General features: G+C 68.8%; 20 protein-coding genes, 1 pseudogene and 1 riboswitch. Of the genes and pseudogenes, 18 read left to right on the top strand and 3 right to left on the bottom strand.

Annotation, left to right across the window (positions count from 1 at the left end; translation table 11 throughout):
* Positions 1 to 6: 6 nt before the first annotated feature.
* The 4 genes from IG98_RS0138060 to IG98_RS0138045 all read left to right on the top strand — a co-directional run bounded on the left by IG98_RS0138060 (position 7) and on the right by IG98_RS0138045 (position 5,697).
* Positions 7 to 1,794 (top strand): N-acetylglutaminylglutamine amidotransferase, encoded by a 1,788-nt coding sequence (locus IG98_RS0138060; protein WP_030924057.1) that lies wholly within the window; start codon positions 7 to 9, stop codon positions 1,792 to 1,794.
* Entirely contained in the window at positions 1,794 to 3,944 is a 2,151-nt protein-coding gene (locus tag IG98_RS48210; RefSeq protein ID WP_030924054.1) for a S9 family peptidase, read from the top strand. The genes IG98_RS0138060 and IG98_RS48210 overlap by 1 nt, the downstream gene beginning before the upstream one ends.
* 38 nt (positions 3,945 to 3,982) lie before the next feature.
* Positions 3,983 to 4,591 carry a nucleotidyltransferase domain-containing protein gene (locus IG98_RS0138050; protein WP_030924052.1) on the top strand — a complete coding sequence of 203 codons (609 nt, stop codon included), beginning with the start codon at positions 3,983 to 3,985 and terminating at the stop codon, positions 4,589 to 4,591.
* 302 nt (positions 4,592 to 4,893) lie between these two features.
* Complete coding sequence (locus IG98_RS0138045; RefSeq protein WP_030924049.1) at positions 4,894 to 5,697, top strand: SAM-dependent methyltransferase; 804 nt, start codon at positions 4,894 to 4,896, stop codon at positions 5,695 to 5,697.
* Positions 5,698 to 5,877: 180 nt separating this feature from the next.
* Here the strand turns inward: IG98_RS0138045 and IG98_RS0138040 are convergent, their stop codons facing one another.
* Positions 5,878 to 7,140, bottom strand: a complete 1,263-nt coding sequence (locus tag IG98_RS0138040) for an amidohydrolase family protein (RefSeq protein ID WP_030924047.1) — start codon at positions 7,138 to 7,140, stop codon at positions 5,878 to 5,880.
* A gap of 138 nt (positions 7,141 to 7,278) precedes the next feature.
* Here IG98_RS0138040 and IG98_RS0138035 point away from each other — a divergent pair, with 138 nt between their 5' ends.
* The 4 genes from IG98_RS0138035 (at position 7,279) to IG98_RS0138020 (ending at position 10,392) form a co-directional block, all read left to right on the top strand.
* A complete protein-coding gene (locus tag IG98_RS0138035; RefSeq protein ID WP_245651893.1) occupies positions 7,279 to 7,872 on the top strand; it encodes a TetR/AcrR family transcriptional regulator in 594 nt (197 codons plus the stop codon).
* 351 nt (positions 7,873 to 8,223) lie between these two features.
* On the top strand, positions 8,224 to 9,294 hold the full coding sequence (locus IG98_RS51385; protein WP_157594761.1) for a hypothetical protein: 1,071 nt from the start codon (positions 8,224 to 8,226) through the stop codon (positions 9,292 to 9,294).
* 90 nt (positions 9,295 to 9,384) lie between these two features.
* The gene (locus IG98_RS0138025) at positions 9,385 to 9,963 is read left to right on the top strand and encodes a TetR/AcrR family transcriptional regulator (RefSeq protein WP_030924037.1); all 579 of its coding nucleotides are present in this window, start codon (positions 9,385 to 9,387) and stop codon (positions 9,961 to 9,963) included.
* Between the two features lie 75 nt (positions 9,964 to 10,038).
* Positions 10,039 to 10,392 (top strand): SDR family NAD(P)-dependent oxidoreductase, encoded by a 354-nt coding sequence (locus tag IG98_RS0138020; RefSeq protein ID WP_245651892.1) that lies wholly within the window; start codon positions 10,039 to 10,041, stop codon positions 10,390 to 10,392.
* A 385-nt stretch (positions 10,393 to 10,777) separates the two neighbouring features.
* On the opposite strand, the gene IG98_RS0138015 is transcribed toward IG98_RS0138020, so the two are convergent.
* Complete coding sequence (locus IG98_RS0138015; RefSeq protein ID WP_030924031.1) at positions 10,778 to 11,533, bottom strand: helix-turn-helix domain-containing protein; 756 nt, start codon at positions 11,531 to 11,533, stop codon at positions 10,778 to 10,780.
* 221 nt (positions 11,534 to 11,754) lie between these two features.
* On the opposite strand from IG98_RS0138015, the gene IG98_RS0138010 reads away from it, so the two are divergent.
* The 9 genes and pseudogenes from IG98_RS0138010 (at position 11,755) to IG98_RS51380 (ending at position 22,856) form a co-directional block, all read left to right on the top strand.
* Complete coding sequence (locus IG98_RS0138010; protein WP_030924030.1) at positions 11,755 to 12,423, top strand: DUF4097 family beta strand repeat-containing protein; 669 nt, start codon at positions 11,755 to 11,757, stop codon at positions 12,421 to 12,423.
* 269 nt (positions 12,424 to 12,692) lie between these two features.
* Complete coding sequence (locus tag IG98_RS0138005) at positions 12,693 to 13,136, top strand: hypothetical protein (protein WP_030924026.1); 444 nt, start codon at positions 12,693 to 12,695, stop codon at positions 13,134 to 13,136.
* Between the two features lie 346 nt (positions 13,137 to 13,482).
* The gene (locus tag IG98_RS45825; RefSeq protein WP_051753467.1) at positions 13,483 to 15,915 is read left to right on the top strand and encodes an ATP-binding protein; all 2,433 of its coding nucleotides are present in this window, start codon (positions 13,483 to 13,485) and stop codon (positions 15,913 to 15,915) included.
* Positions 15,869 to 16,255 (top strand): tetratricopeptide repeat protein, encoded by a 387-nt coding sequence (locus IG98_RS47790; protein ID WP_051753466.1) that lies wholly within the window; start codon positions 15,869 to 15,871, stop codon positions 16,253 to 16,255. The genes IG98_RS45825 and IG98_RS47790 overlap by 47 nt, the downstream gene beginning before the upstream one ends.
* A gap of 21 nt (positions 16,256 to 16,276) precedes the next feature.
* Positions 16,277 to 17,365: a beta-ketoacyl reductase gene (locus IG98_RS54500; protein WP_342666880.1), complete on the top strand. Its 1,089-nt coding sequence runs from the start codon at positions 16,277 to 16,279 to the stop codon at positions 17,363 to 17,365.
* A pseudogene (locus IG98_RS54495) lies at positions 17,257 to 17,850 on the top strand (phosphopantetheine-binding protein); the annotation flags it as partial. The gene IG98_RS54500 and the pseudogene IG98_RS54495, both read left to right, overlap by 109 nt.
* 34 nt (positions 17,851 to 17,884) lie before the next feature.
* Positions 17,885 to 18,154 carry a hypothetical protein gene (locus tag IG98_RS55000; RefSeq protein ID WP_030924017.1) on the top strand — a complete coding sequence of 90 codons (270 nt, stop codon included), beginning with the start codon at positions 17,885 to 17,887 and terminating at the stop codon, positions 18,152 to 18,154.
* 45 nt (positions 18,155 to 18,199) lie between these two features.
* Positions 18,200 to 18,275, top strand: a riboswitch (S-adenosyl-L-homocysteine riboswitch).
* 14 nt (positions 18,276 to 18,289) lie between these two features.
* Positions 18,290 to 21,949 carry a methionine synthase gene (gene metH, locus IG98_RS0137980; protein ID WP_084195955.1) on the top strand — a complete coding sequence of 1,220 codons (3,660 nt, stop codon included), beginning with the start codon at positions 18,290 to 18,292 and terminating at the stop codon, positions 21,947 to 21,949.
* 559 nt (positions 21,950 to 22,508) lie between these two features.
* On the top strand, positions 22,509 to 22,856 hold the full coding sequence (locus tag IG98_RS51380) for a hypothetical protein (protein ID WP_157594760.1): 348 nt from the start codon (positions 22,509 to 22,511) through the stop codon (positions 22,854 to 22,856).
* 171 nt (positions 22,857 to 23,027) lie between these two features.
* Here the strand turns inward: IG98_RS51380 and IG98_RS51375 are convergent, their stop codons facing one another.
* Positions 23,028 to 24,092, bottom strand: a complete 1,065-nt coding sequence (locus IG98_RS51375; protein WP_157594759.1) for a hypothetical protein — start codon at positions 24,090 to 24,092, stop codon at positions 23,028 to 23,030.
* 672 nt (positions 24,093 to 24,764) lie between these two features.
* On the opposite strand from IG98_RS51375, the gene IG98_RS47785 reads away from it, so the two are divergent.
* A complete protein-coding gene (locus IG98_RS47785) occupies positions 24,765 to 25,142 on the top strand; it encodes a type II toxin-antitoxin system VapC family toxin (protein ID WP_051753465.1) in 378 nt (125 codons plus the stop codon).
* The last annotated feature ends 41 nt before the right edge of the window (positions 25,143 to 25,183 follow it).

The raw sequence follows: 25,183 nt of genomic DNA, 5'->3' as shown, positions 1-25,183 counted from the left end.
GTGCCGATGTGCGGTCTGAGCGGTGAGATCCGGTTCGACGGCCGTCCCGCGGACGTCGCCGCGGTGGCCCGGATGAGCGAGGTGATGAGCGACCGGGGCCCCGACGGGTCGGGCCTGTGGTCGCTGGGACCCGTCGCGCTCGGCCATCGGCGCCTGAAGATCATCGACCTGTCGGACCGGGGCGCCCAGCCGATGACGGACAGCGCCCTCGGCCTGACCGCGGTCTTCAACGGGTGCCTGTACAACTACCGCGAGCTGCGCGAGGAGCTGGAGGGCCGGGGCTACCGCTTCTTCTCCGCCTCCGACACCGAGGTGCTGGTGAAGGCCTTCCACCGCTGGGGGATCGACTGCGTCGACCGCTTCAAGGGCATGTTCGCCTTCGCGGTCGCCGAGCGGGACACCGGCCGGCTGACCCTCGGCCGTGACCGCCTCGGTATAAAACCCCTGTACCTCTCCCAGGACGCCGATCGCCTCCGGTTCGCCTCCACGCTGCCCGCGCTGCTCGCCGGAACAGGGGTGGACACCGGCATCGACCGGGTGGCACTGCACCACTACATGACCTTCCACTCGGTGGTGCCGGTCGAGCGCACCATCCTGGCCGGTGTGCGGAAACTCCCCCCGGCCACCGTACGCACCGTCGAACCCGACGGCACCGTCACCGACCGCCGCTACTGGCAGCCGCCCTACACCCGCTCGGCCCTGCCCGGCCGCGCCGGGCTGTCCTCCTCCGAGTGGCGCGAGGCGGTGCTCGACCAGTTGCGCGTCGCCGTGCGCAGGCGCATGGTCGCGGACGTCCCGGTGGGCGTGCTGCTCTCCGGCGGCCTGGACTCCAGCCTGATCGTCGCGCTGCTGGCCGGGGAGGGGCAGGCGGGCCTGTCGACCTTCAGCATCGGGTTCTCCGCGGCGGGCGGGGAGCGGGGCGACGAGTTCGCCTACTCCGACCTGGTCGCCGATGAGTTCGGCACCGACCACCACCGCATCCCCATCGGTGACACCCGCCTGCTGCCCGCCCTGGAGCACGCGGTGCGGGCGATGAGCGAGCCGATGGTCAGCCACGACTGCGTCGCCTTCCACCTGCTGTCGCAGGAGGTCTCCAGGCACGTCAAGGTGGTCCAGTCCGGCCAGGGCGCCGACGAGGTGTTCGCCGGCTACAGCTGGTACCCGCCACTGGCCGGCGTGTCGCGCGAGGACGCGGCCGTCACGTACGCCGAGGAGTTCTTCGACCGCTCGCACGGGACGCTGGCCGGGATCCTGTCACCCGAGTACATGCTGGAGCAGGACGTCAGCGGCGAGTTCGTCCGGCGCCACCTCGCGGCGCCCGGTGCCGACACCGCGCTCGACGCGGTGCTGCGCCTGGACACGGAGGTCATGCTCGTCGACGACCCGGTCAAACGGGTGGACAACATGACCATGGCCTTCGGGCTGGAGGCCAGGACTCCGTTCCTCGACCACGAGCTGGTCGAACTGGCGGCGGCCTGCCCTCCCGAGCTCAAGATCGCCTCCGGCGGCAAGGGCGTCCTGAAGGACGCCGCGCGCGAGCTGCTGCCCGCCGAGATCATCGACCGGCCCAAGGGCTACTTCCCGGTCCCCGCCATCAGGCACATCCACGGTCCGTTCCTGGAACTCGTCAGGGACGCGCTGACCGGGCGGGCCGCGCGGTCACGCGGCCTGTTCGAGCAGCCGTACGTCGACAAGCTGCTCGCGGCACCGGACGAGCACCGCACCACCCTGGGAGCGAACGCGCTGTGGCAGCTCGGACTCCTGGAGCTGTGGTTGCAGGCACAGGGCATCTGATGGCCGACATGCCCGGAGCCGGTGCCCGCCCCTCGGCGGGCACCGGCCTGACCGCCTGGAGTTGCCGGGCGCCCGCGCTGGCGCCCGACCTGAGCGCCGTCGCGTTCATCGCCGACAGGGACGGCTCTCCGCGCGTCTGGGTCCAGCTTCTCGGCGGTGATCTGGAGGCGTTGCTCCCGCAGGGAGCGTCGGCCGGAGGGCCGGCCGGCGGAGAGACGGAGGCGTGGTCCCTCGACACCGGTCCCGAGCCCGCCGCCGATGTGAGCTGGTCTCCCGACGCCAGACGGCTGGCCGTCCTCGTCGTGCCGGGCGGCGGGGAGCACACCCAGGTCTGGACGGTCAGGCCCGACGGGAGCGATCTGCGCCCGCTGGCCGCGCCGGAGGGGGGATCGGCGTCGTTCGTGCGCTGGACCGGGCAGGGGGAGATCCTTCTCGTCGCCGAGGTCTCCGCGTCCGGCCGTACGGACGCGGTGCTCATCGACGCGGGCTCCGGCAGCCGGGAGGTCATCGCGGGCGGCGCGCTGATGCACCCGGCGGCGATCAGCCGTGACCATCGGCGGATGCTGCTGCGGCGCGGCCCGCGCGGCGTGCGCCGGATGTACGCGGCCGACCTTCCCGCCTTCCCCGGTGATCCCACCGGCCTTCCCGCCGCCCGTCCCGGCGACCTCACCTCGGGCATGTCCGGTCCCGACGGCGCCGCCGGTCCCGGGGCCCTCGCGTCCGGCCTCTCCGCTCCGGGGGATCTCGAACCTGGTCTTCTCGAAACCGAGGACCTCACCCCCGGCCTCCGCTCCGCCCTCTCCGCCGACCCCCCGGCCGGGCTCCGCTCCGATCTACCCGAGGGGCATCTCGAGGACTTCCCGCCCGGCCTGCCCTCGGGTCTGCCCGACGAGGCCGCGGGCGATCTTCCAGGACCCGGGGAACAGCCGCTGCTGGCGGGACTGAACGGCTCCACCGACTACGGCATCCTCTCTCCGGACGGGACGGTCGCCTACCTGCTGTCCGATGTCGGCCGTGACCGGGCCGCGCTGCTCGCGGTGGGTGAGGACGGTACGGAGGTCGTGCTGGCCGAGCGGGTGGACGCCGAACTCGACCAGTTCGCGCTGAGTGCCAACGGCCACTGTGCCGTCCTGGTGTGGAACGACAGCGGCCGGTCGGAACTGGAGGTGATCGAGCCGGCCACCGGTGCGGTGCGCCCGCTCCCGCCGTTGCCCGCCGAGGTGGTCTCCTCGATCAGGGTCTCCCTGGACGGTAGCCTGGCCGTCCTGGCGGTCGAGGGGCCCGGTGCCCCCTCCCACGTGGTGCTCTGCGATCTGGAGAACGGCGGTTACCGGCGGATCGCGGGGGACTCCCCGGTCGCCGAGGCGGCCGAGGCGGAGTTGATGCGCTTCCAGGCGCGCGACGGCATGGAGCTGACCGGCTGGCTCTACCGGGTCCCCGGAGCTCGGGGCCCGATGCCCTTCGTCGTCTACCTGCACGGCGGTCCGGAGAGCCAGGAACGGCCCACCTTCAACCCGCTGTTCCAGAATCTGCTGGCCGCCGGTATCGGGGTGCTCGCGGCGAACGTCCGCGGCTCGTCCGGGTTCGGCAGGGCCTTCCGCAACGCCGACAACCACGGGCTCCGCTTCGACGCGATCGACGACGTCGCCGACTGCGCCGTCGAACTGGCGCGGTCGGGTGTCGCCGAGGAGGCCAGGATCGCCTGCATGGGACGCTCCTACGGCGGTTACCTGACGCTGGCCGCCCTCGTCACCCACCCCCACCTCTTCCGCGCCGGGGTCGACGTCTGCGGCATGGCCGACTTCGAGACCTTCTACGACCGGACCGAGCCGTGGATCGCCGCGGCGGCCGTCAGCGAGTACGGCCACCCGGTCGCCGACCGTGACCTGCTGCGGGCGCTGTCGCCCCTGCACTCCTTCGACCGGCTGGCCGCCCCGCTGCTGGTCGTGCACGGCGCCCGCGACACCAACGTCCCGGTGTACGAGGCCGAGCAGGTGCTGCGGGAGGCGCGGGCCCGTGGCATCCCCTGCGAGTTGCTGCTGTTCGAGGACGAGGGGCACGAGATCCGGCAACTCGCCAACCGGGTGACCTTCGTCAAGAACGTCGTCGAATGGCTCAGCTGGCATCTGACCGCCCCCGACCCGGCATGACGCTTTCCCACTGGGACAGGCTCAGCGACAATGACGACATGCCGCGTACGCAGACACCGTGGGGAATATGGGAGCCGGCTCCATTGGCCGAGGTCGTCGAGCTGTTCGGCGGGCTGGAGACGTCCTGGTGGATCGGCGGAGGATACGCGATCGAGCTGGAGGTCGGCCGCGCCTACCGCGAGCACGTGGACATCGACGTCGGAATCCTCCGCCGGGACCAGGCCACGGCGCGCCGGTTGCTCGCGGGGTGGGACTGCTGGGCCGCCGACCCGCCGGGCACGCTGCGCCACTGGCCACAGGACGAGATCCTCCCGCCGGGTGTCCATGACGTCTGGGTCCGCGAGGACACAGACGGTCCGTGGCGGATCCAGCTGATGCTCGACGAGGCCGACGGGCAGGACTGGGTGTACCGGCGAGATCCGAGGATTCGCCGTCCGCTGGCGTCGTTCACGGTCGCCGACGACGGTTTCTCGCGGATCGCGCCGGAGATCCAGCTCTTGTACAAGGCCAAGTCGCCGCGTCCCAAGGACGAACTCGACTTCGACGAGGCCCTGCCCCGGCTCGACGACGCGCAAAAGGCGTGGCTGGACGAGGCTCTGGCGACCGAACACGGCACCCACCCCTGGCACACGCGCCTCCGCCGCTGAGTGGAAGAAAGGCCCCCTAGCCGGAGGTGGACAACTCAGCCCATGTGCCGCATTCACGCGTCTCGTCCACCGGGCACTCGCCGACGTCGAACACCACAGCCCTGATCACGACCAGTAGCCTACGACGCACCACCGTCTTCCGTATGTCAGCCCCAGGCTCTCGTGGCAAATTTCGGTGGGCTCGGCCGCTCGCATTGGGGATGTCCGGATACGTGGCTCTGGTCATGGGAAAAGCCGCTTTGGTGGGGCTTCTGGTCTTATGATCACTCGCATCGCCCGGAGATCGCGAGGAAGGACCTCAAGTGACCGACAAGAGGGATGAGCGGGACGACGGCATCGACACGACCAGGCCCAGCATCGCCAGGGCCTACGACGTCGTCCTCAACGGCAAGGACAACTTCGAGGTCGACCGGGCCTTCGTCGCGGAGATCGTGAAGATCGTTCCCGAGATCTACGACGTGGCGACCTACAACCGGGAGATTCTCGGCCGGGGGGTGCGGTTCCTGGCGGAGCGGGGCATCACCCAGTTCGTCGACCTCGGCTCGGGGCTGCCGACGGTGGAGAACACCCATCAGGTCGCCCAGGGGGCGAATCCCGAGGCGCGGGTCGTCTACGTCGACAACGACCCGATGGTGCTGGCCCACGGCCGGGCGCTGCTGGCGGAGAACGACCGTACGGCGGTGGTCACCTCCGACCTGCGTGACACCGAGGCGATCCTCGCCGATCCGGCGGTCAAGCGGCTCATCGACCTCGACCGGCCGGTGGGCGTGATGATGGTCGGGGTCCTGCACCATCTGCACGACGACGACGACCCCCGGGGGATCGTCGAGGCGTACATGGCGGCGGTCCCGTCGGGCAGCTACCTCTTCATCACCCATTTCTGCGCCTCCAGCCAGGACTCCCGTGACGCCGAGCAGAAGTTCCTCGCGCTGCTCGGCACCGGCCGGTTTCGCACGCCGGAGGAGATCACCGCGTTCTTCGACGGGTTCGAGCTGCTCGAACCCGGTGTCGTCGCGCTGCCCCTGTGGCGGCCCGACGGGCCGGTCCCGGCGAAGCTGACCGTGGGCCAGCGGCTCATGTACGGCGGGATCGCCTACAAGCGCTGATGCGCCGCCCGACCTGTTGGTGAGGCAGACCCCGTCAGCCGTCGTTCGCGGCATCGCAGTCGGGTCGGCCCGCGCGGACGCGGAAGGCGGAGCCGGTGATCGGCCCCGGGACGAACCGCTGCTTCGCGGTACGGAGTTCCTACGGTTCGGGGCGGCGGCGTGTGAAGGGGCGCAGGCACTTCACCCGGCCGCCTGCAGGGCCGGTCGCGGGGCGGCCAGGCGGGTGCCGCGGCGCCAGACGGCGCGGGTGTTGAGCGTGTCGGTGATGGTGACGGTGGGGTCGCCGTCGACCAGGAGCAGGTCGGCGCGGAGTCCCGGTGCGATGCGGCCGCGGTCGTCGAGACCGAACCGGCGCGCGGTGGTGGCGGTGGCCGAGCGCAGCGCCTCGGTGGGGGTGAGGCCGGCCTGGACGAGGTACCGCAGTTCGTGGTGAACGCTGGCCCCGTGCGCGAGACCGCCCAGGAACGGCATCGGTATCGACACGTCGGTGCCGGTCAGAATGTCCACACCCGCGTTGTGCAGGGCCTTGACCGAGGCCAGGACGTCATCGATGTCGCCCTGGGGGTAGTGGTCGAAGCTGGAGCGCAACGTCTCCAGCCACGCCTGGTCCAGGCGGGAGGACACTCGCGGGTCGGCGGCGAACTCGGCACCGGTGATGCCCATCATGGAGGCGTTCAGCACCACGCACGGGACGACGAACATCCCTGCCTGAGCGATGAGGTCGATGATCTCGTCGGTGTGCGGCCGGTCCATGAACAGGTGTGCCAGGCCGTCGATGCCCGCTTCGACCGCCATCCTGGTCGCGTCCACGGTGAGCGCGTGCGCGACGGTCAGCATGCCGTGCCGGTGCGCCTCGGCGACTCCGGCGTTCAGGGTGGCCTGGTCGAGCATGGGCAGGCCGGGGTGGCCCTCGACGGAACCGTCGTCGATCATGAACTTGATGTAGTCCGAGCCGCCTGCGACCAACCGCGGGATGAAGGCGACGGCCTCCTCGGGGGTGGTCGAGAACGGCATCAGCGGCGGCCCGCCTCCGGGCTTCCGGCCTCCGGCCTTCTCGCTGTGCTCACGAGGGGCGAAATCCTTGGGGAACAGCTCGCTGGGATGTCCGCCGGGCGGAGTGATACCCATGCCCGACGAGCGGACATCGGCCATCGCGTCGTTGTCGGTGATGTGTGCCCGGTTGTTCCCGGTGTTGGTGCCCTGCATCTCCAACTCGGTCGTCACCCCGAACCGCAACGCCAGCGCCAGTGCCTGCTCGCCGGTGTGCACGTGAGCGTCGATCAGGCCCGGTAGCAGCGTGGCGCCGCGCGCGTCGACCGTGTCGGCTCCCGCGGGGGCCTGTTCCCCGACCGAGCTGATGATCCCCCCGTCGACCACGACGGTCGGCTCACCCAGCATCCGCTCCCCGTCGAAGACGCGCGCGTTGACGATTGCTGTAGCCATGATGTCCTCCTGTGCGCATTAATCATCACGAAATGTAGCAGCATGGTCACTTTGTGGTGGCTCTGCGGGCTGCTGCTCTGACTATACCCAGAATGATGCTGAATTTAGAATCAGTTCATATTTTGTATCGTTCTGGAGTTGGGTAGCCTGGACGGCGTGCAGACCATGGGGCGCCGCGAGCGCAGAAAGGCCCAGACCCGGCAGGCGTTGAGTGATGCCGCGCTCGGGTTGTTCCTGCGGCACGGCTACGACAACGTGACGATCGCCCAGATCGCCGAAGAGGCCGACACCGCCATCGCCACCGTCTTCGCCTACTTCCCCGACGGGAAGGAGAGTCTGATCTTCGATGACGGGAGCGAGCGTTGCGACGGCATCGTCGCCGCGGTCCGTGACCGGCCCGAAGGGCGGTCCATCCTGCGGGCGCTGCGCGAGTTCCTGTCCACCCGGGGCCCCTTCGTCGCCGACCCCTCCCCGCGGCTCGGGCGCCGCACCGAACTGGTCATGAGCACCCCCGCGCTCCGCGGCTACCAGCGCAGGCTCTGGAACCGCAGCCAGGACGCCCTGGCCGAGGCCGTCGCAGCCGAGTCCGGCCGCGATCCCGACGACATGACCGTTCGCGCGCTGGCTCGCTATGTCCTGGAGATCCCCGACCTCGCCGCAGGCGAGCCCGACCCCCGGTACGCCCTCGACGCCGTCTTCGACCTGCTGGAAGCAGGCTGGACCGGCCCCTGAGCGACCGCTCGGGGGGAATGGCCGGGGGCTTCGAAAATCTACATTGTAAAGGGGGGTGGGTCGTCATTTATGACGACCCACCCCCCTTCAGGGGCAGAGGAGGCAAGGGTGCCGGTGCCGTGTCACCTGGAGCCTCGATCGTCCGGGTACGGGTCTCCGGCCGCCGAGTCCGGGTTCTGCTGAAGCATGGGCGGTTCTTGTCTTTACCGGCGAGGCCGGTCTTTCAGCGCATTTCTTTATCTTTGCGGCCTGCTGCTGATAACAGATCGGTAAGACCGTACTGTCATGGGCCGCATACAGTGTGTGATTTTTGCCAGGCTGGGGGAGGTCGGACGCGATACGGGAGGCGAGATGTACGGTGAGCACGATCGGACTCACGGCCACGGCCTCAACACCAGACCGCGAGGGCGCATGCCCTACAGCGACTCGTGGCTCCGGCCATCGGGTGATCCACCCCGCTCCGCCGGGCCCGCGACCCTCCCCGAGCCTGATGGACGGCCGGCACCCCACCGGGCCGCGCGGCACAGGAGGAACGAGGAGGTAGGTGACGACGTCGCCAGATCGCCGGCCCACCGCTCCTGGACGTACCTCGACAGCAGGCCGTTCTCCATGCCCCCGCCGCCCAGCCCCTGGCGGCGGCCGTGGTCGAGGCTCTCGCGCGACCAACTCCTGGGACCCGCGCTGATCGCCGGATTCCTCGTCGCCGCAGGGGTCGGCGTCTGGTCGTCCGGTTGGTCCCCGTGGGCCGGGACGCCCACCGCGAGCACGGTGCCCGCGCCTCCCGCGGGGCGCCTCCTCGCGGATCACGACACGGTGTTCACACCACCGCGAGCCCCGGCGGCGGCCGGGGTGGGAGCAGGGGCGAAGGTCTCTGTGGGAGAGCGGGGGACCTCGGCGGGCAAGGGGAGGGCGGCCGGGCGGCGGAAGGCGCCGCGCCGCGCCCCGGCGCGGGTCATGCCGGCGGAGCGGACCCTTGCCGGCCCTGCCGGAAGGTCCGGCAACGGATGGGTCAAGCGGGTGGAGCGGCGCCGCGAGAGCGGGGAGGGGCGAGGCTCCGCGCGGACCGGCGCCGGGTCGGGAAAGGCTGGGAACACCGCACCGGTGACCGGAAGTACCGGTCAGGGAGCGGGCGATGCCGCAGGAGGCACCCGAGGGAGCGCCGGGAGCGCCGCATCGGGACGGTCGCGCTCCGGGGTGCGGAAGGCCCGGTCGCAGCCCCGTACGGCCAGGACGGGTGCCACCACCAGGTCGCCTTCGCCCTCGGCGTCCAGGAGCAGACCGCCGGAGCCGAGCGCCGGGGGCGGGAGTGCCGCCGGTATCAGCGCCGCCTACGCCTGCCGCCACCTGCCCGTCGGCGACTGGCGCTACGCCTACTGCGTACGGGTCTGGAACGACTACAAGAGCAGGAACGGCCTGCCCTGATCGGACTCGAACGCCTGGGGGGCGCGAAGGTTGCCCGGTCATGCCACCCAAAATTGACTGATCGTTCTAATAAAGTGTACGTTCTCGGTCATGGCGAGAACCAAGGAGTTCGATCCGGACGCGGTGCTGCAGCGGGCCATGGAGCTCTTCTGGGAAAAGGGCTACGAGGCGACCTCGATGGCAGACCTGGTCGAGCATCTGGGGATCGGCAGGGCGAGCCTTTATGCGACGTTCGGTGGCAAGCGAGAGCTTTACCTGAAGGCGTACGACCGCTACCTGGAGAACGGCATCGACTTCGTCGGCCTGCTCTCCCAGCCCGGCCCCGTGCTGCCCGCCGTGCGGGCGCTGGTCGAACGCTATGCGGAGGAGGCCGCGCGGGACGAGCTTCGGCGTGGCTGCCTGGTGGTGAACACCGCCGTGGAGTTGGCGCCGCACGACCAGACGCTGGCCCGGCGGGTCGAGGCGAGCTGGGACTTCGTCGAGGCGACCCTGACCTCGGCGCTGGCCAGGGCCCGCGCGCAGGGCGAGTTGGCGGCGGAGAGGAATCCGCGGGCGCTGGCCCGCTTCCTGTTGACCCTGATGCAGGGCATGCGCGTCATAGGCAAGGGTTCGAACGACCCTGCCCGGTTGCGTGACACCGCGGAGCAGGCCCTGTCCGTTCTCACCTGATCCGCGACTCGCTCGTCGGTGAGGTCGGTTTTCGCTGCTCAAATAATAGAACGATTGGTCAAATAATGAGGTGTCATGCCTGCCCTTCCGATCGGCTCCGTAACGCGTACCGGTCCGGCCTTCACGCTGCTGGGCTCCTATGCCACCTCCAAGGCCGGTGTGAGCACCCTGACCCGTGCCGCCGCTCGCGACCACATCGGCGACGGCATTCGTATCAACGCCGTCAGCCCCGGCGCCTCCGACGGGCCGATGTCCTACCGGCCCGGTGAGACCCGCGAGGAGCGCGACGCCCGGATCACGCCGTCGATCCCCCTCGGACGGGTCGGCACGCTCGACGAGGTCGCCGCCACCGTGCTCTGGCTGGCCTGTGACGAGGCGGGTTTCGCCGTCGGCCACGACCTCGTCGTCGATGGCGGGGCCACCGCCTGATCGGGTGGGCGCGCGCATGCTCTCTCCGTCTCGGACGTGGGCGGCCTGTTGGCAAGGGAGCTGCCACCGGACGTCATCTGTGACGTTCTCGCCGGTGGGGCGGTCGAGCGGTGAGTCTCGGAAAGCGGTACGGCCCGCGAGGAGGACCGAAGTGGCCGTAGTGATTCGTCCGGCCTGGAACTGCTGTGGCCACGGTGAGTCGCCACTCGGCTGGTCGGGTCCTCGGCCGGGGCTGGTTCGAGCCGTGGCGGGAGCGTCGACGGCTTGACCGTCGACGCCGGCCTTGATCTCGGGCGCGTACTTGTAGGCCCTCCACTCGCCGGGTAACCCCGGACCGGGAACACGGCCGGCTTCGTCCCATGGCTGCGACCGTCGAGACGGCTGTCTATCCGCGATCCGAATTTGGCTTGACGGTGCCGCCCGAGGTCACTTCGGGTTTGGTGTGGAGGATCTCGCGGGCCTGCTCGGCGGAGCGGGCGATGCTCTCGGAGACGAAGTCGACGAAGCGGGCGATGTTCTCCAGGCGGGTGGCGGCCGGGGTGCCGGCACCGAGGACGCCGACGCCCTGCCGTGCGATCTCGCCGAGTTGGGCGGTGCCGCGAGCGCTGGCCATCATCGACTGGTACCAGACGTCGTCGTCGACGACGTAGCGCTCGCGGCGGCGTTCGTCGCGTTCCCGGCGGACGAGGCCCTGGCTCTCAAGGTACGTGATCGCCTTGGAGATGGACGCCGGGCTGACCCGGAGGCGCTGGACGAGTTCGGATGTGGTGAGGCTGCCGGCGTCGGTGGTGTAGAGGCAGCACAGCACCCGGGCCATCATCTTGGGCGTGCCCGCTTGCATGAGGACGGTGGTGAGCGTCTCCTCGTAGTCGCGCACGGTCTCGGCATCACGTCCGTGGGGCTGCGGGGGCGCCTCCGATCCCTGGGGTGCGGCCTGCCTGCGGCGGTGGGTGCGGCGTTCGGTGGCGCGGTGGGCCAGGTCGGCGCGGTAGGCGGTGGGGCCGCCGTTCCGCATCACCTCACGTGTGATCGTCGAGGTGGGGCGGTCGAGACGTCTGGCGATCTCGGCGTAGGCGAGGCCGTCGGCCAGCCCCAGCGCGATCTGCTGGCGTTCCTGCTGGGTGAGTCTGCCTCCCGGCATCGCGATCTCCTTCGTGTTCCTCGATGCCTCCACTATAGCGTTCGCTCTCAATCCATTGCAACGCAATGAGGGGTTGTTGTTGCATTACCTTCAAAGCCATCGCAACGATTTTTCGGCTCTCACCTGCATGGATGGTAATTTAGTGCAACGGGACTGTTGCTAGATATTGGAATGCAACGTAGCGTTTCCAATGTCAGAAACAACGAGCGCAGGAGAGCACGATGCAGAAGTTCGACACCCCCGCCCCGATTTCCGCCGTCCTCGACATCCCCGCGGGGCGCGTCCGGTTCATCGCCGCCGACCGGGCCGACACCACGGTCGAGATCCTGCCCGCGGACGCCTCGAAGGGCCGCGACGTGAAGGTGGCGGAGCAGACCAAGGTCGAATACGGCGACGGAGTCCTGCGGATCGAGGCCTCGGCGAAGAACCAGTTCCTCGGCCCCTCAGGATCCATCGAGGTGACGGTTCAGCTGCCCGTCGGTTCCCGTATCGAGGCGAAGGCGGCCAGCGCCGAATTCCGGGCCGTCGGACGGTTCGGCGACGTCGCCTTCGAGGGCGCGCACGGCTCGATCAAGCTCGACGAGGCCGCGAGCGTCCGTCTCACCGCCGTCGCCGGTGACGTCTTGGTCGGCCGCCTCAACGGCTCCGCGGAGATCAGCACCGGAAAGGGCGACATCTGTATCGCCGAGGCCGTGCGCGGCACGGTCGTGCTGCGCACCGAGGTCGGTGAGGTGTCGGTCGCCGCCGCCGCCGGAGTCTCGGCCTCCCTGAACGCCGGCACCCCCTGTGGCCGGATCCACAACGCGCTCAAGAACACCGAGGGCGCCGCCGCCCAGCTCGACATCCACGCGACCACCGCCTACGGCGACATCGTCGCCCGCAGCCTCTGACTGGGACTTGTGGCGCTGTCTGTGCCCTCGCTCCGGGGTTTCGGCTGCGGACCGGTGCGCGGCACAGGGGACCGGATCGGTGACCTGGGGCGATGCGATCCGGGAGATCGTTCACCCCCAAATCCGATCCAATGTCCCGGGGAGGGGCGCGGGAGTGCGCGGTGCTCACGATCCTTGGGGTGAACTTGAGGTATCCCGACGATTACTCACGGTCATCGCGGTGCATGAGGTCACGTGCAGATCAACCCTCAGCACCAAAGGGAGTACCCATGCACATCCGTATCGCCGCGACGGGGCTCGTTACCGTCGGCATTCTTGCCACCCTGGCCACCGCCGGCGTCGCCACCGCCGCCACTGACGTCGCGGTCGTTCCCACCCCGGCCGGGTGTACCCAGGAGCATCTCGCGCTGCTGGACGCCGAGGACGCCATCGCGGGCGTCGAGACCGTCCCGGAGGTCAAGGCGGCCCGTGACGCCCTGGTGAAGGCCGGCGCCGCCGCGGACGTGGACAAGCTCGCTCAGCAGACGCCTCCGAAACCGCTCGGGGCAGGCGCGCCGGAGGCGGATCCCGCCAACGCGAAGGCGATGGAGGCGTACAACGCGGCCGGGGCCAAGTACCTGCAGGCGCGCGACGCGGCGCTTTCGAAGGTCACGCCACTGCACCAGAGCTCCAGGGACGCGCTCAAGAAGTGCCTCAAGGCCGGCTCCGCCTGAACCCGACCGGATGACACGGGCCGGAGTCTCCCAGGCCGTGACCAGGGCGGACGGTCAGCGGCGGCCGGGGACTCCGGCAGGAGGGGCGGACACGGGCTGCTGCCGGAATGCGGGTCAGTGCTCCGGCCTTCAGGCCGGGGAGCGCGTCAAAGAACTTCTGCCTCAGGGGTGGGTCGCCCTGCCGCGTGACCACTTCGCGTCGGAGGGCGGAGTTCCGAGGAGGCGCCGGTGTCGCCCGGGTCTGCCGTGCCTCTCCGTGTTCTTCCAGTGCCGCTCGTGGTTTCCGGTTGCGTCGTTCGGCGTGAATACGGATGTCCGGTCGCGGTAATCTCCAACAATCCCGCAAGTGGCGCCGTGTTTCGCCGAGGCGTGCGGCCTGTGGCGCGGCCCGGTCCTGGCGGGCATCGAGAGCGCGTTCGTCGAGTCCGAGGCGCGACGGCTGGACGACCGCCAGCTGACACTGACCGAGGAACGCGTCCAAGTGGAGCTCGCCCTCGGCCGGCACCGGGAGTTGATCGACGACCTCGCCGTCTTCGTCGACGCCAACCCCCTGCGCGAGCGGCTGCGCGCCCAGCTGATGCTGGCCAGATACCGGTGCGGGCGCCGGGCGGAGGCGCTCGACACCTACCGGATCGGGCGGATGCAACTCGTCGAGGAGCTCGGCATCGAGCCGGGCACCGAGCTGCAGGCCCTGCACGACGCCATCCTGCGCGACGCCCCCGAGCTGACCTCGGCATCCGTCCGGGTGAGCGTGCCCGCCTCCGAGGCCGCCGCCGGACCGGAGCCCGTGCCCGCGGAACCCGTCGCGGCGGCCCCGGTCGAGCACGGGGTGGTGCCCGCGCAGCTGCCCGCGGACGCGCCCTACTTCGTCGGCAGGACCACCGAGATCGCCGAGTTGGACGCCCTGCTGGACAAACGGATCGGCCAGGGGCTGCTCACCGTCGCGCTCATCACCGGAGTGGGCGGGGTCGGCAAGTCGGGGCTCGCCGTGCACTGGGCACACCGGGTCGCCTCCCGATTCCCCGACGGCCAGCTCTTCGTGAACCTGCGCGGCTACGACCTCAACGCCCAGCCGTTGACGCCCGGCGCGGTCATGGACCGCTTCCTGCGGGCCTTCGGCATCGCCGGCGAGCGTATCCCCGAGGACCTGGACGAGCGTGCCGGCCTGCTGCGCACCGTCATCGGCAGGCGCCAGGTGCTGCTGCTGGACAACGCCCGGGTCATCGACCAGGTCAGGCCGCTGCTGCCCGGCTCCGGCACCTGCTGTGTGATCGTGACCAGCAGGGACCCGCTGGGCGATCTGGCCGCCAGGGAGGGCGCCAGCGTGATCCATCTGGAGGTGCTGGGCGCGGCGGACTCCGCCGTGCTGCTCGCCGGGGTCGCCGACTCCGTGGTCATGGACGAGGACCCCAAGGCCGCCGCGCTGCTCGGCGAGCTGTGTGACGGGCTGCCACTGGCACTGCGGATCGTGGGCGCCCGCCTCACCACCCGTTCGTACTGGACCTCGGCCCGACTGGCCAAGCGTCTCGCCGACGAACGGCGCCGGTTGGACGAGCTGAGTTACGGCCAGCTGACCGTACGGGCCAGCTTCGCCCTCAGCTACCGCGACCTGAACCCCGAGGCGGCGCTGATGTTCCGCAGGCTGGGGCTGCTTGAGGCGCCCGACTTCGCCTCCTGGGCGGGCGCGGCGTTGCTCGACATCGACGGTCTCGACGCCGAGGACCTGATCGACCAGCTGGTGGACGCCCAGCTCGTCGAGGTGCTCGGACCCGACGGCGCCGACCAGATCCGCTACCGCTTCCACGACCTGGTCCGGCTGTATGCCAGGGAGCGGGCCGATGAGGAGGAGCCGCCCGAGGACCGGCTCGCCGCCGTGACCCGCGCCCTGAGCTGCTGGCTCGTGCTGGCCGAGGAGGCACACCAGCGAGAGTACGGCGGGGCCTTCACCCAGCTGCACGGCGCGGTGCCCCGGTGGCGGCCGGCCGACGCGGACGAGCTCCTGGAGCGGCCACTCGACTGGCTGGACGCCGAACGCGGCGCGCTGGTCGCCGCCATCTCCCAGGCCGCCCACCTCGGCGCGTCCGAGCTGTGCTGGGACCTCGCTGTCACCGCCACCACCCTGTTCGAGGCCAGGAGCCACTTCGACGACTGGCGCACCACCCATGAGACGGCCCTCGCCGCCGCTCGCCGGGCCGGTGATCTGCGCGGTGAGGCGGCCGTTCTCTGCTCGACGGGAAGCATGCATCTCTTCCAGCAGGTGCCGGAGCGGGCGGGCGAGTGCCTGTGGGCGGCGCGTGAGCTGTTCGAGCGGCTTGAGGACTCGTACGGGATGGCGCTGGCGCTGCGCAACATCTCGCTGCTGGACCGGCTCGCGGGCCGCTTCGACACGGCGCTCGACGGGTTCCTCACCGCGAAGGGGATCTTCGCCGAGGCCCACGTGCTCGGCGGCATCGCCCAGGTCCACGTTGACCAGGGGAGAGTGGAGCTCGCCGCACCCCTGCTGAGACAGGCCCTGGAGGTCTTCCGGCAGCTGGGCAGTGAGCGGGGTCAGGCGCAGATACTCAACAGGCTGGGGGAGACACTGCTGCGCCAGGATCGGCTGGGGGAGGCGGAGGCGACCTCCCGGGCCGCGCTGACCCTGGTCAGGGAGCGGCAGGACGACATCGGGCAGGCCGTACATCCTGTGTGGGCTGGGGGAGATACAGGTCCGCCAGAACCGGCTGGAGGCCGCCGTGGAGAGCCTCGACGAGGCACTGGCCATCGCCCAGGGGGTGCGTGAGCGCTTCGTGGAGGTGCGGATCCACCTGGCCTTCGGCCAGTTGCACGCCCGGCGCGGCCGGTTCGACGAGGCGGTGGCCTATCTGCTTGAGACCTTCGAGATATCCACCGAGCTGGATACCCGGCTGTGGCAGTTCAGGGCACTGTCCGCGCTGGGAGAGGTGTTCATCCTCAAAGGGGACGAGGCCGCCGCCTCCGACGCGCTGAATCACGCCCTGGATTGTTGCACCGATACCGATTCCGAGGATTACCGGCAAATCAGGGCGCGACTGGCTACTTTATCGGGAATTTCCGCTGAATCATCAGGTCCATGTGCTGTCGCCAGTGACGTGGGCGACTGACGAGGCTGCGGTGATCGTACCCTGAACGACGGCCACAGGCAGGGTGAAGAGTGCGGCAGTGGCGGTGTCCTGCACGCCGCCGGGGTGCTGCGCGACCGCACCATCGCCGCCGCCGACCTCGACAAGGTGGCCGAGGTGCTGCGCCCCAAGGTGGCCAGCACCCGCAACCTGCACCGGCTGACCTGCGATGACCCGGTGGAACTGTTCGTGCTGTTCTCCTCGGCGGCCGGGCTGCTCGGCTCCGGCGGCCAGGCCGGTTACGCGGCGGCCAACGCCTTCCTGGACGGTTTCGCGCACTGGCGGAGAAGCCAGGGCCTGCCCGCCACCAGCGTCGAATGGGGCGTCTGGTCACAGGTCGGGCTCGCCGCCCGGCCGGACCGGGCGGGCAGGCTGGCCGACCGGGGCATGGGTTCCATCGACACCGCGTCGGGCCTGCGGATCCTGGCCGGGCTGCTCGCCGAGCTGCCGGCCCAGGTGGCGGTCGTCCCGCTGGACGCTCCCACCTGGTTCGCGAACAACCCCGGACACGAGCACTGGTCGATCTTCGCCGGACTGGCGGCCGGCCACACCGGGGCCGGTCGGCTGAGCATCACGACCCCCCAGGAACTGGAGCGGGCGCTGACCGAGTGGGTGGCGGGGGTGCTGCGCACCTCACCGGCCGCGATCGACCCGAAGACGTCGCTGACCCGGCTGGGACTGGACTCGCTGATGGCCGTCGAACTACGCAACCTCCTGGAGGCCCGGCTCGGGGTGCGGCTGCCGGCCCCGGCCTTCCTCGACGGTCCCACCGTCACCGAGCTGGCCGGGCGGGTGAGCGCCCAGCTGGACGACCGGCCGGCCAGTGAGACCAACGGCGAGACCGATACCCGTGACCCGATGGCGGCGCGGCTGGACGCCCTGCTGGACGAGCTTCTCAACGACCACATCGGAGGTAAGGCATGGGGCGAAGGCTCGTCGCCTACGTCGTCGGCACCGCGACGGCGGCCGAGATGCGCGCGGGTCTCGCCAGGAGCCTGCCCGAGTACATGGTGCCCTCGGTCTTCGTGCCGCTGCCCGCGATCCCGCTCAACCGCAACGGCAAGGTGGACCGATCCGCGCTGGCGGAGGTGAACGCCGCGTGGGACACGGAGAAGGAGCCCGCCCCGCGCCGGGCGCGCACCGCCGTCGAGGGGCAGATCGCCGACCTGATCGCCGGGCTGCTCGGGATCGGCTCCGACGACGTCGGCGCGGACGAGGACCTGTTCGCCAGGGGGATCGACTCCCTCGGCGCGGTACGGCTGATGGCCAGCGTGGAGCAGCGGCTGGGTGTGAAGGTCAAGCTCCGCAGGTTCCTGGCCAACGCCACGGTCAGCGGCCTGGCCACCCTCGTCTCGGCCGCCCTTCCCGAGCGCGCTCCCGCCGCACCGCTCCCCGTGATCACTCCGTTGACCGTCTCCTCGTCCGCCGGTGATCCGCTCTACTGCTTCCATCCTCTCGGCGGCTCCGCGCGCTGCTACGCGGGACTGGCGGCCAGGCTCGCCGCGTACCGGCCGGTCTACGCGGTGCAGGCGCTGGAGTCGGGGATGAAAGCCGGTTCCCTGCCGGAGATGGCCGCCAGGTACGCCCGGGATCGGCATGACGTCCTCCCAGGTGGCCGCCTACCACGAGGCGTACGGGCCGGAGCTGCTGCGGCTCTGGCGCGACAGCCTGCGCGGCCTGGCCGGCTACCGGGCCGGCTGGTTCCACGGCCGGGTCACCCTGCTGGTCAGTGAGTCGCACCCGCCCGCGCTGCGCGCCGTCCAGGAGGCGGGCTGGCGCCAGACCGTCTCCGACCTGACCGTCCACGAGATCCCCGGCGAACACCACGAACTCCTCCGCGCCCCGTACGTCGACCGGATCAGCCGTTTCCGCACCGGCTGAGGATCGGCCTTGGTGTCTCATTTCTTTTTCGGTACCCTCGATCTTCAGGTCGAGAGGCGCTGCAACGGGTTCAGGCCCGCCACGCTCGGCCGCGATCTTCAACCAAGGGCGCCTCCCACAACGGGAGGTGGTCTGATGAACGATTCTTCGAGGCACAGCGACGAGCACGGGAACGGCGTGCCGGGAGCGGGCGACCGGGTACGGGCACTGCGGGAGATGCTGGAGCGGCGGATCGCGGTGCTCGACGGAGCCTGGGGCACGATGCTGCAGGGCGCCTCGCTCACCCCGGCCGACTACCGCGGCGAGCGGTTCGGAGAGCACCCGCGTGACCTGACCGGTGACCCGGACCTGCTGAACCTGACCCGCCCCGACGTCATCCTGGACATCCACCGCCAGTACCTCGCGGCGGGCGCGGACATCACCACCACCAACACCTTCACCGCGACCAGCATCGGCCAGGCCGATTACGGGCTGGAGCCATGGGTGCGGGAGATGAACCTGCGGGGCGCCCAGCTGGCCCGCCAGGCCGCGGACGAGGCGGGCGGGCGTTTCGTGGCCGGCTCGATCGGTCCGCTGAACGTCACGCTCTCGCTCTCCCCGCGCGTCGAGGACCCGGCCTACCGGGCGGTGACCTTCGACGAGGTCCGCGCCGCCTACGCCGAGCAGATCCAGGCGCTGGCCGAGGGCGGGGTCGACCTGCTGCTGATCGAGACGATCTTCGACACGCTCAACGCGAAGGCCGCGGTCGCCGCCGCCCGCGAGGTCGCCCCGCACCTGCCGCTGTGGATCTCGGTGACGATCGTCGACCTGAGCGGGCGCACGCTGTCGGGGCAGACCGTCGAGGCGTTCTGGAGCGCGATCCGGCACGCCGAGCCGCTCGTGGTCGGTGTGAACTGCGCGCTGGGCGCCAAGGAGGCGCGCCCGCACGTCGCCGAGCTGTCGCGCCTGGCCGGCACCTACGTCGCCTGCCACCCCAACGCGGGCCTGCCCAACGCGTTCGGCGGCTACGACGAGACCCCGGAGGAGACGGCGGCGCTGCTCGACGAGTTCGCCAGGGCGGGCATGGTCAACGTCGTCGGCGGGTGCTGTGGGACCTCGCCGGGGCACATCGAGCGGGTCGCGGCCGCCGTGTCCGGCCTCCCGCCCCGCCAGATCCCGGCACCGGAGGCCCGCACCCGGTTCAGCGGCCTGGAGCCCTTCGAGATCGGCCCGGACACCGGGTTCGTCATGATCGGGGAGCGCACCAATGTCACCGGCTCGGCGCGCTTCCGGCGCCTGATCGAGGCGGACGACCACCAGGGCGCCGTCGACGTCGCGCTGGAACAGGTACGAGGCGGGGCCAACCTGCTCGACGTCAACATGGACGCCGACCTGCTCGACAGCGTGCGGGCGATGACCACCTTCCTGAACCTGATCGCGACCGAGCCCGAGGTCGCCCGCATCCCGGTCATGATCGACAGTTCGCGCTGGAGCGTGCTGGAGGCCGGGCTCAAGTGCGTGCAGGGCAAGGGCGTCGTCAACTCGATCAGCCTCAAGGAGGGCGAGGAGCCGTTCCTGGAGCAGGCGCGGATCATCCGGGACTACGGTGCCGGCGTGGTGGTCATGGCCTTCGACGAGCAGGGACAGGCCGACACCGTCGAGCGCAAGGTGTCGATCTGCGCCCGCGCCTACGACCTGCTGACGCAGAAGGCCGGGTTCGCCGCCGAGGACATCGTGTTCGACCCCAACGTGCTCGCGGTCGCCACCGGCATCAGCGAGCACAACGGCTACGCGAAGGCGTTCATCGAGGCGCTGCCGCTGATCAAGCAGCGCTGCCCGGGGGTGCGGACCAGCGGAGGCATCTCCAACCTGTCGTTCTCCTTCCGCGGCAACGACATCGTGCGCGAGGCGATGCACTCGGCGTTCCTGCTGCACGCGGTGCGCGCCGGGCTGGACATGGGCATCGTCAACGCCGGGCAGCTCGCGGTCTACCAGGACATCCCCGCCGACCTGCTGGAACTCGTCGAGGACGTGATCTTCGACCGGCGTGACGACGCCACCGACCGGCTCGTCACCTTCGCCGAGACGGTGAGCGGCTCCGGCACGCGCCGCGTCGTGGACCTGGCCTGGCGCGACGCCCCGGTGGAGGAGCGCCTGTCGTACGCCCTCGTGCACGGCATCGTCGACTTCATCGAGGCCGACACCGAGGAGGCCCGGCAGCAGAAGGCACGCCCCCTGGAGGTGATCGAGGGGCCGCTCATGGACGGGATGAAGGTCGTGGGCGATCTGTTCGGGTCGGGGAAGATGTTCCTGCCGCAGGTGGTCAAGAGCGCGCGGGTGATGAAGCGCTCGGTCGCCTACCTGGAGCCCTACATGGAGGCCGAGAAGGAGCAGGCGCGGCTGGAGGGGCGCATCGACACCGGCCGCGGCCAGGGCAAGGTGGTGCTCGCCACCGTCAAGGGCGACGTGCACGACATCGGCAAGAACATCGTGGGCGTCGTCCTGGGCTGCAACAACTATGAGGTCGTCGACCTCGGGGTGATGGTTCCCGCCTCGGTCATCCTGGACACCGCGGTCGCCGAGGGCGCCGACGTCATCGGGCTCTCCGGGCTGATCACCCCGTCGCTGGACGAGATGGTCACCGTCGCCGCGGAGATGCAGCGCCGGGGGCTGAAGCTGCCCCTGCTGGTCGGCGGCGCCACCACGTCGCGCCAGCACACCGCGGTCCGCATCGCCCCCGCCTACGACAACCCCACGGTCCACGTGCTCGACGCCTCCCGCGTCGTCGGCGTGGTCTCCGACCTGCTGGACGCCGACCGGGCCGAGGCGCTGGCCGTGAGCAACCGCGCCGACCAGGAGCGCCTGCGCGAGCAGTACGCGAACAAGCAGCGCACCCCGCTGCTCACCGTCGACCAGGCCCGCGCCAACCCCGAGCGGGTCTCCTTCGAGGACCTGCCGGTCCCCGCCTTCACCGGCGTCCGCCTCGTGGAGCCGGACCTGGAGACCCTCCGGGCGATGATCGACTGGCAGTTCCTCTTCCTGGCCTGGGAGCTGAAGGGCAAGTATCCGGCGATCCTCGACCAGCCGGTGGCCCGCGAGCTCTTCGACGACGCCAACACCATGCTCGACCAGATCATCGCTGAGGGGAGCTTCCAGGCCAAGGGCGCCTACGCGTACTGGCCGGCCCACTCCGAGGGCGACGACATCGTGCTCGAGGACGGTCTTCGGCTGCCGATGCTGCGCCAGCAGACGGCCAAGCCCGACGGCCGGCCCAACCGGTGCCTGGCGGACTACATCGCCCCGGCCGGAGACCACCTCGGCGGGTTCGCCGTGGCGATCCACGGCGCCGAGGAACTCGCGGCCCGCTACGAGGCCCAGAACGACGACTACCGTTCGATCATGGTGAAGGCCCTCGCCGACCGCCTGGCCGAGGCGTTCGCCGAGCACATCCACCTGCAGGCGCGGCGCGGCTGGTTCGAGCCGGACGCCGACCCCCGCATCGAGGACCTGCACGCCGAGCGCTTCCGCGGCATCCGCCCCGCGCTCGGCTACCCCGCGAGCCCCGACCACAGCGAGAAGCGGGAACTGTTCGAGCTGCTCGGCTCCGACAAGCTCGGGATGGGCCTGACCGAGTCCTTCGCGATGACCCCGGCCGCGAGCGTGAGCGGGCTGATTTTCGCCCACGAGTCGTCGCGCTACTTCACCGTGGGGCGCCTCGGCCGCGACCAGGTCGAGGACTACGCCAAGCGCCGGGGCATGGACCTCGCCGAGGTCGAACGCTGGCTGAGGCCCAACCTCGCCTACGACCCCGAGTAAGCCGCACAGGCTCCCCCGCGTCGCGCGTGAGCGATGCGGGGGGCTGGCCGTCGTCTTGGCTCCTACTCTCCGTGGGGCAGACGGCACCGGGCTCTCCAGGGGGAGACAGCACCGGGCTCTCCAGGGGGAGACGGCACCGGGCTCTCCAGGGGGAGACGGCACCGGGGGCGGGAAGCCGCAGGCCGACGAGATAGCGGATGAGGTGCCCGATCACGCACCTGCTGGCCGACCCGCTGATGCCCGGCAGGTAGAGGACGTGGCCAAGTCCGTCGTACTGGGCGGACAAGGCGACGGCCAGGTTCGCGGCCCGGTGGTTGCTGCTGCCGGTCGAGCGGGGCGGTGCATCGCACATCGAGGACCGGCCGGCCCCCCGGCATTCTCAGCGCTGGGCGCCATCCTGTACGTCGTGCACACCGGCTGCGCCGCCCAGTTTTCAGGCTCGGTAGCGGCTACCAAGATCTAATGACTTGCCTAAAAGAAGAAAAATTTGCTAGTTGAGCATAAAGATTCTTGTCTAGCATAGTTGAGCAATGGGAAGTCATTATGCATGTTACCTCAGATGATCCGCATTATTTGGATAGAAAACAAGAATTCTGATCAGATTGAGGGGTCTTCGAAGAGCCAGAATGAGGAGCAACTACGCAAGCAGGCCGATCGGCTGGTGAGGGAAGGCCGAGCCCTAACCAGGGAGATAGTCGCAGGTTTGTCACTCATAGTCATTACATGGGTAGTCTGGATTGTTCACGACTGGTGGAAGTGGCCGACATTGGTGACGTTGGTGGTATTGTTCGCAATGCTGATGCGCCTGTTATCCTTCCGGGTGTGGCAACCCATCAAAGCGAAGAAGTTGGAGAAGAAAATAGATAAAATAGCCAAGTGTGTGGATTTCGAACAAAATAATTATTGAAGTGTTCTTGTATTGTGGCGAGATGTGGCTTCCCGGAAGTCGGCTGCGCGGGCGAGCGTAACAACGCGAAACCTGGCAATGTGGTCAGCTTTTGATTGTGGTTCGAAGACGGACTGATGTAACGTGGAGCAAATCTACATACGAAAGGTGATCACACAGATCGGCTTGCTGTTATTTCCATTCGTATCGAATCTTATTCACCAGATCATGATATTCGTGTGGCACGTCCGCAAGCCTTCTCTTCCTCTTCGCTATGACCTTCTCCGCCGCATTTCGAAGCTGGACCTTCTCTTTTGTGGCTCCAGGCGCCTCTGGAAAGCATGTGATCAATGCATCGAGTAGGATGGCTGCAGCCGAACGGATGGTTGGCTCGAAATCCCGCTTAGCGCATTCTATCCAGGTCCTGGTCGGAAAATTTGGTAGTTGGCCGTCGACGGCCTCACGCCACCATTCCCATTCTCGCGACAAGAGTGTGTGCGCCGATGCGCGCAGCGTAAAGTCTTTGGAGTAAAACGTCATAGTCCTGTTCCAGTTCCCCTTAAAGAAGTAACTGGGGAACCACACCTCGGGAGGCTGTATTTGTGTGAGGAGCCCGTTCTCTGCATACTTGTGAAGTAGCGATGCCGCCTCATCGGCTACTCCCGTGTCGATGAAGTCACTGTCACCGCCAAAACGGCTTAACTTGTATCCACTGTTAAGGATTTCATCGATTACCCAGACGACCGTGTCCATGCTCAGGAAATCCTTGGTAACGGCCTCATCAAGTGCACGAAGAGCCACATTTTGCTGGCCAAGCATTACCATTGCCGGAAAAACTCCTGACATTCGACCTTTGATTTCCTTTTCTGGGAGTGATTTCAAACTTTCGAGAACGGCCTGGAGTTGAAGACGCCGATGCTCGCGCCTGTTATGCGACCGTGTCAAAAGGGCGCCAAACAGGGTGGCTGCCGTAGCAAGGCCGCCGCCGATGAAGGTCTGAAAGATACTGACTTGACCAGAAGACGGCATACCCTCGAAGGGGGAGTAGAGTTTAGAGCGTATCGTTAGTGCCGCCGCTATCCAATACATTGGAACGGCAATAAAAAAGAACAGTAAAAGATAAGGCCAGTTACGGCACAAGTATTGCCATACATGTCGAACGCCAATGCGATCGGTGGTGGCGGCGAGACGCAGCGCCGCTTCACTTACCCTTTGGTCAACCCTGGGTTGACCATCCCACTCTGGAAAATTATTCATCTTCTACTGGTAGCCGAAGCCTCCTCTAGCAGAACTCAAGCTGAACTAAAGATACTTAATTGAGCGCAGACCCCGATCTCGCCGGGTCCAATATCGTTCAGCTAACGATCACTCTCTGGCCCGGGGTTACCGGGCAGGAGCGCGACGGTGGGTGGCCCTGTGTGCCGGATGCCCTTGTTGGAGGGGCGGTGTTCTCTGTAGTTGCTTTGTCGGGTGCGTTTGGCGGCTCGGGAGTAGCTGCGCGGCGGGGGACTGTACGGTTTTCGGCTCTGGCTCACTTTCGGTGGTGACCGAGTATGGGAACAGGTGGTGAGGAGGCACTGGAGACGAATCAGCCGGCCAGGAGGGTGTCGTGGCGCGGTGCGGCGAGCAGGGTCACGGGCGACCGTGCGGTCCGGCACGCGTCTCGGCGGTCCTGTCCGTTGGTCGATCTCCCGGTGAGCCGCCACCCCCTTCTCCCGACTGGTCATTCACAGCTGTCAGAAAGAGAGCCGACCGCCGATTTCAAGAAGCCGTCTTCCGCCTCTTCCGATCAAGGCCGACGCCTTTCTGACGCGGGGTGCCATCCCGTCCACGCTTCCGATTTGGTGTGTCGCGAGAGTCTGACAGAGAGGGAAGGTGCACGCTCCGGTACTGATCGACATGTAGATCGCCTCGGCGGTGCGCGGTCATGTGATCATCAGTAAGCCGGAGGTGCGGATCTCCGAGGCGCGGGGCCGGATCATGCTGGAGCGCTACGCCCAGTTGCGGATCGTCCGGCATCCGATGCGGCCTCTGCAGCCGCGGGTGCTGGAACTGCGCGACAGTCTCACCGCCTTCGACGGCATGTACGTGGCCCTCGCCCAATTGCTGGGCATGCCGCTGCTGACCGACGACGCCAAGTTCACCGGTGCGACGGGGCACCGAGCGGAGAACCACCGCTCCCCCCGCTGCCGTGACCACGACCGGAGAAAGCGCGAACGCCGGGTCCCCGACTCCACCCGGCGGCGGAGTCGGGGTTCCGGTAGCAATGAAGAAATTTCCAACGAAGTACCGTCTGACCTGCGCTGACGAAGGTTTCGTAGAAGCCGGGGTTTCGGCTGTGGATAGCC

The organism is Streptosporangium amethystogenes (assembly GCF_000721075.1).
Lineage (GTDB): Bacteria > Actinomycetota > Actinomycetes > Streptosporangiales > Streptosporangiaceae > Streptosporangium > Streptosporangium amethystogenes.
The sequence above is the reverse complement of the archived record's forward strand: the minus strand, read 5'-3'. Positions and strand labels throughout refer to the sequence as shown.

What these genes read in the sequence shown, in the direction of transcription:
- IG98_RS0138060 (WP_030924057.1), top strand. Translation starts at nt 7, where the DNA reads ATGTGCGGTCTGAGCGGTGAGATCCGGTTCGACGGCCGTCCCGCGGAC.
- IG98_RS48210 (WP_030924054.1), top strand. Translation starts at nt 1,794, where the DNA reads ATGGCCGACATGCCCGGAGCCGGTGCCCGCCCCTCGGCGGGCACCGGC.
- IG98_RS0138050 (WP_030924052.1), top strand. Translation starts at nt 3,983, where the DNA reads ATGCCGCGTACGCAGACACCGTGGGGAATATGGGAGCCGGCTCCATTG.
- IG98_RS0138040 (WP_030924047.1), bottom strand. Translation starts at nt 7,140, where the DNA reads ATGGCTACAGCAATCGTCAACGCGCGCGTCTTCGACGGGGAGCGGATG.
- IG98_RS51385 (WP_157594761.1), top strand. Translation starts at nt 8,224, where the DNA reads ATGTACGGTGAGCACGATCGGACTCACGGCCACGGCCTCAACACCAGA.
- IG98_RS0138025 (WP_030924037.1), top strand. Translation starts at nt 9,385, where the DNA reads ATGGCGAGAACCAAGGAGTTCGATCCGGACGCGGTGCTGCAGCGGGCC.
- IG98_RS0138020 (WP_245651892.1), top strand. Translation starts at nt 10,039, where the DNA reads ATGCCTGCCCTTCCGATCGGCTCCGTAACGCGTACCGGTCCGGCCTTC.
- IG98_RS0138015 (WP_030924031.1), bottom strand. Translation starts at nt 11,533, where the DNA reads ATGCCGGGAGGCAGACTCACCCAGCAGGAACGCCAGCAGATCGCGCTG.
- IG98_RS0138010 (WP_030924030.1), top strand. Translation starts at nt 11,755, where the DNA reads ATGCAGAAGTTCGACACCCCCGCCCCGATTTCCGCCGTCCTCGACATC.
- IG98_RS0138005 (WP_030924026.1), top strand. Translation starts at nt 12,693, where the DNA reads ATGCACATCCGTATCGCCGCGACGGGGCTCGTTACCGTCGGCATTCTT.
- metH (WP_084195955.1), top strand. Translation starts at nt 18,290, where the DNA reads ATGAACGATTCTTCGAGGCACAGCGACGAGCACGGGAACGGCGTGCCG.
- IG98_RS51380 (WP_157594760.1), top strand. Translation starts at nt 22,509, where the DNA reads ATGATCCGCATTATTTGGATAGAAAACAAGAATTCTGATCAGATTGAG.
- IG98_RS51375 (WP_157594759.1), bottom strand. Translation starts at nt 24,092, where the DNA reads ATGAATAATTTTCCAGAGTGGGATGGTCAACCCAGGGTTGACCAAAGG.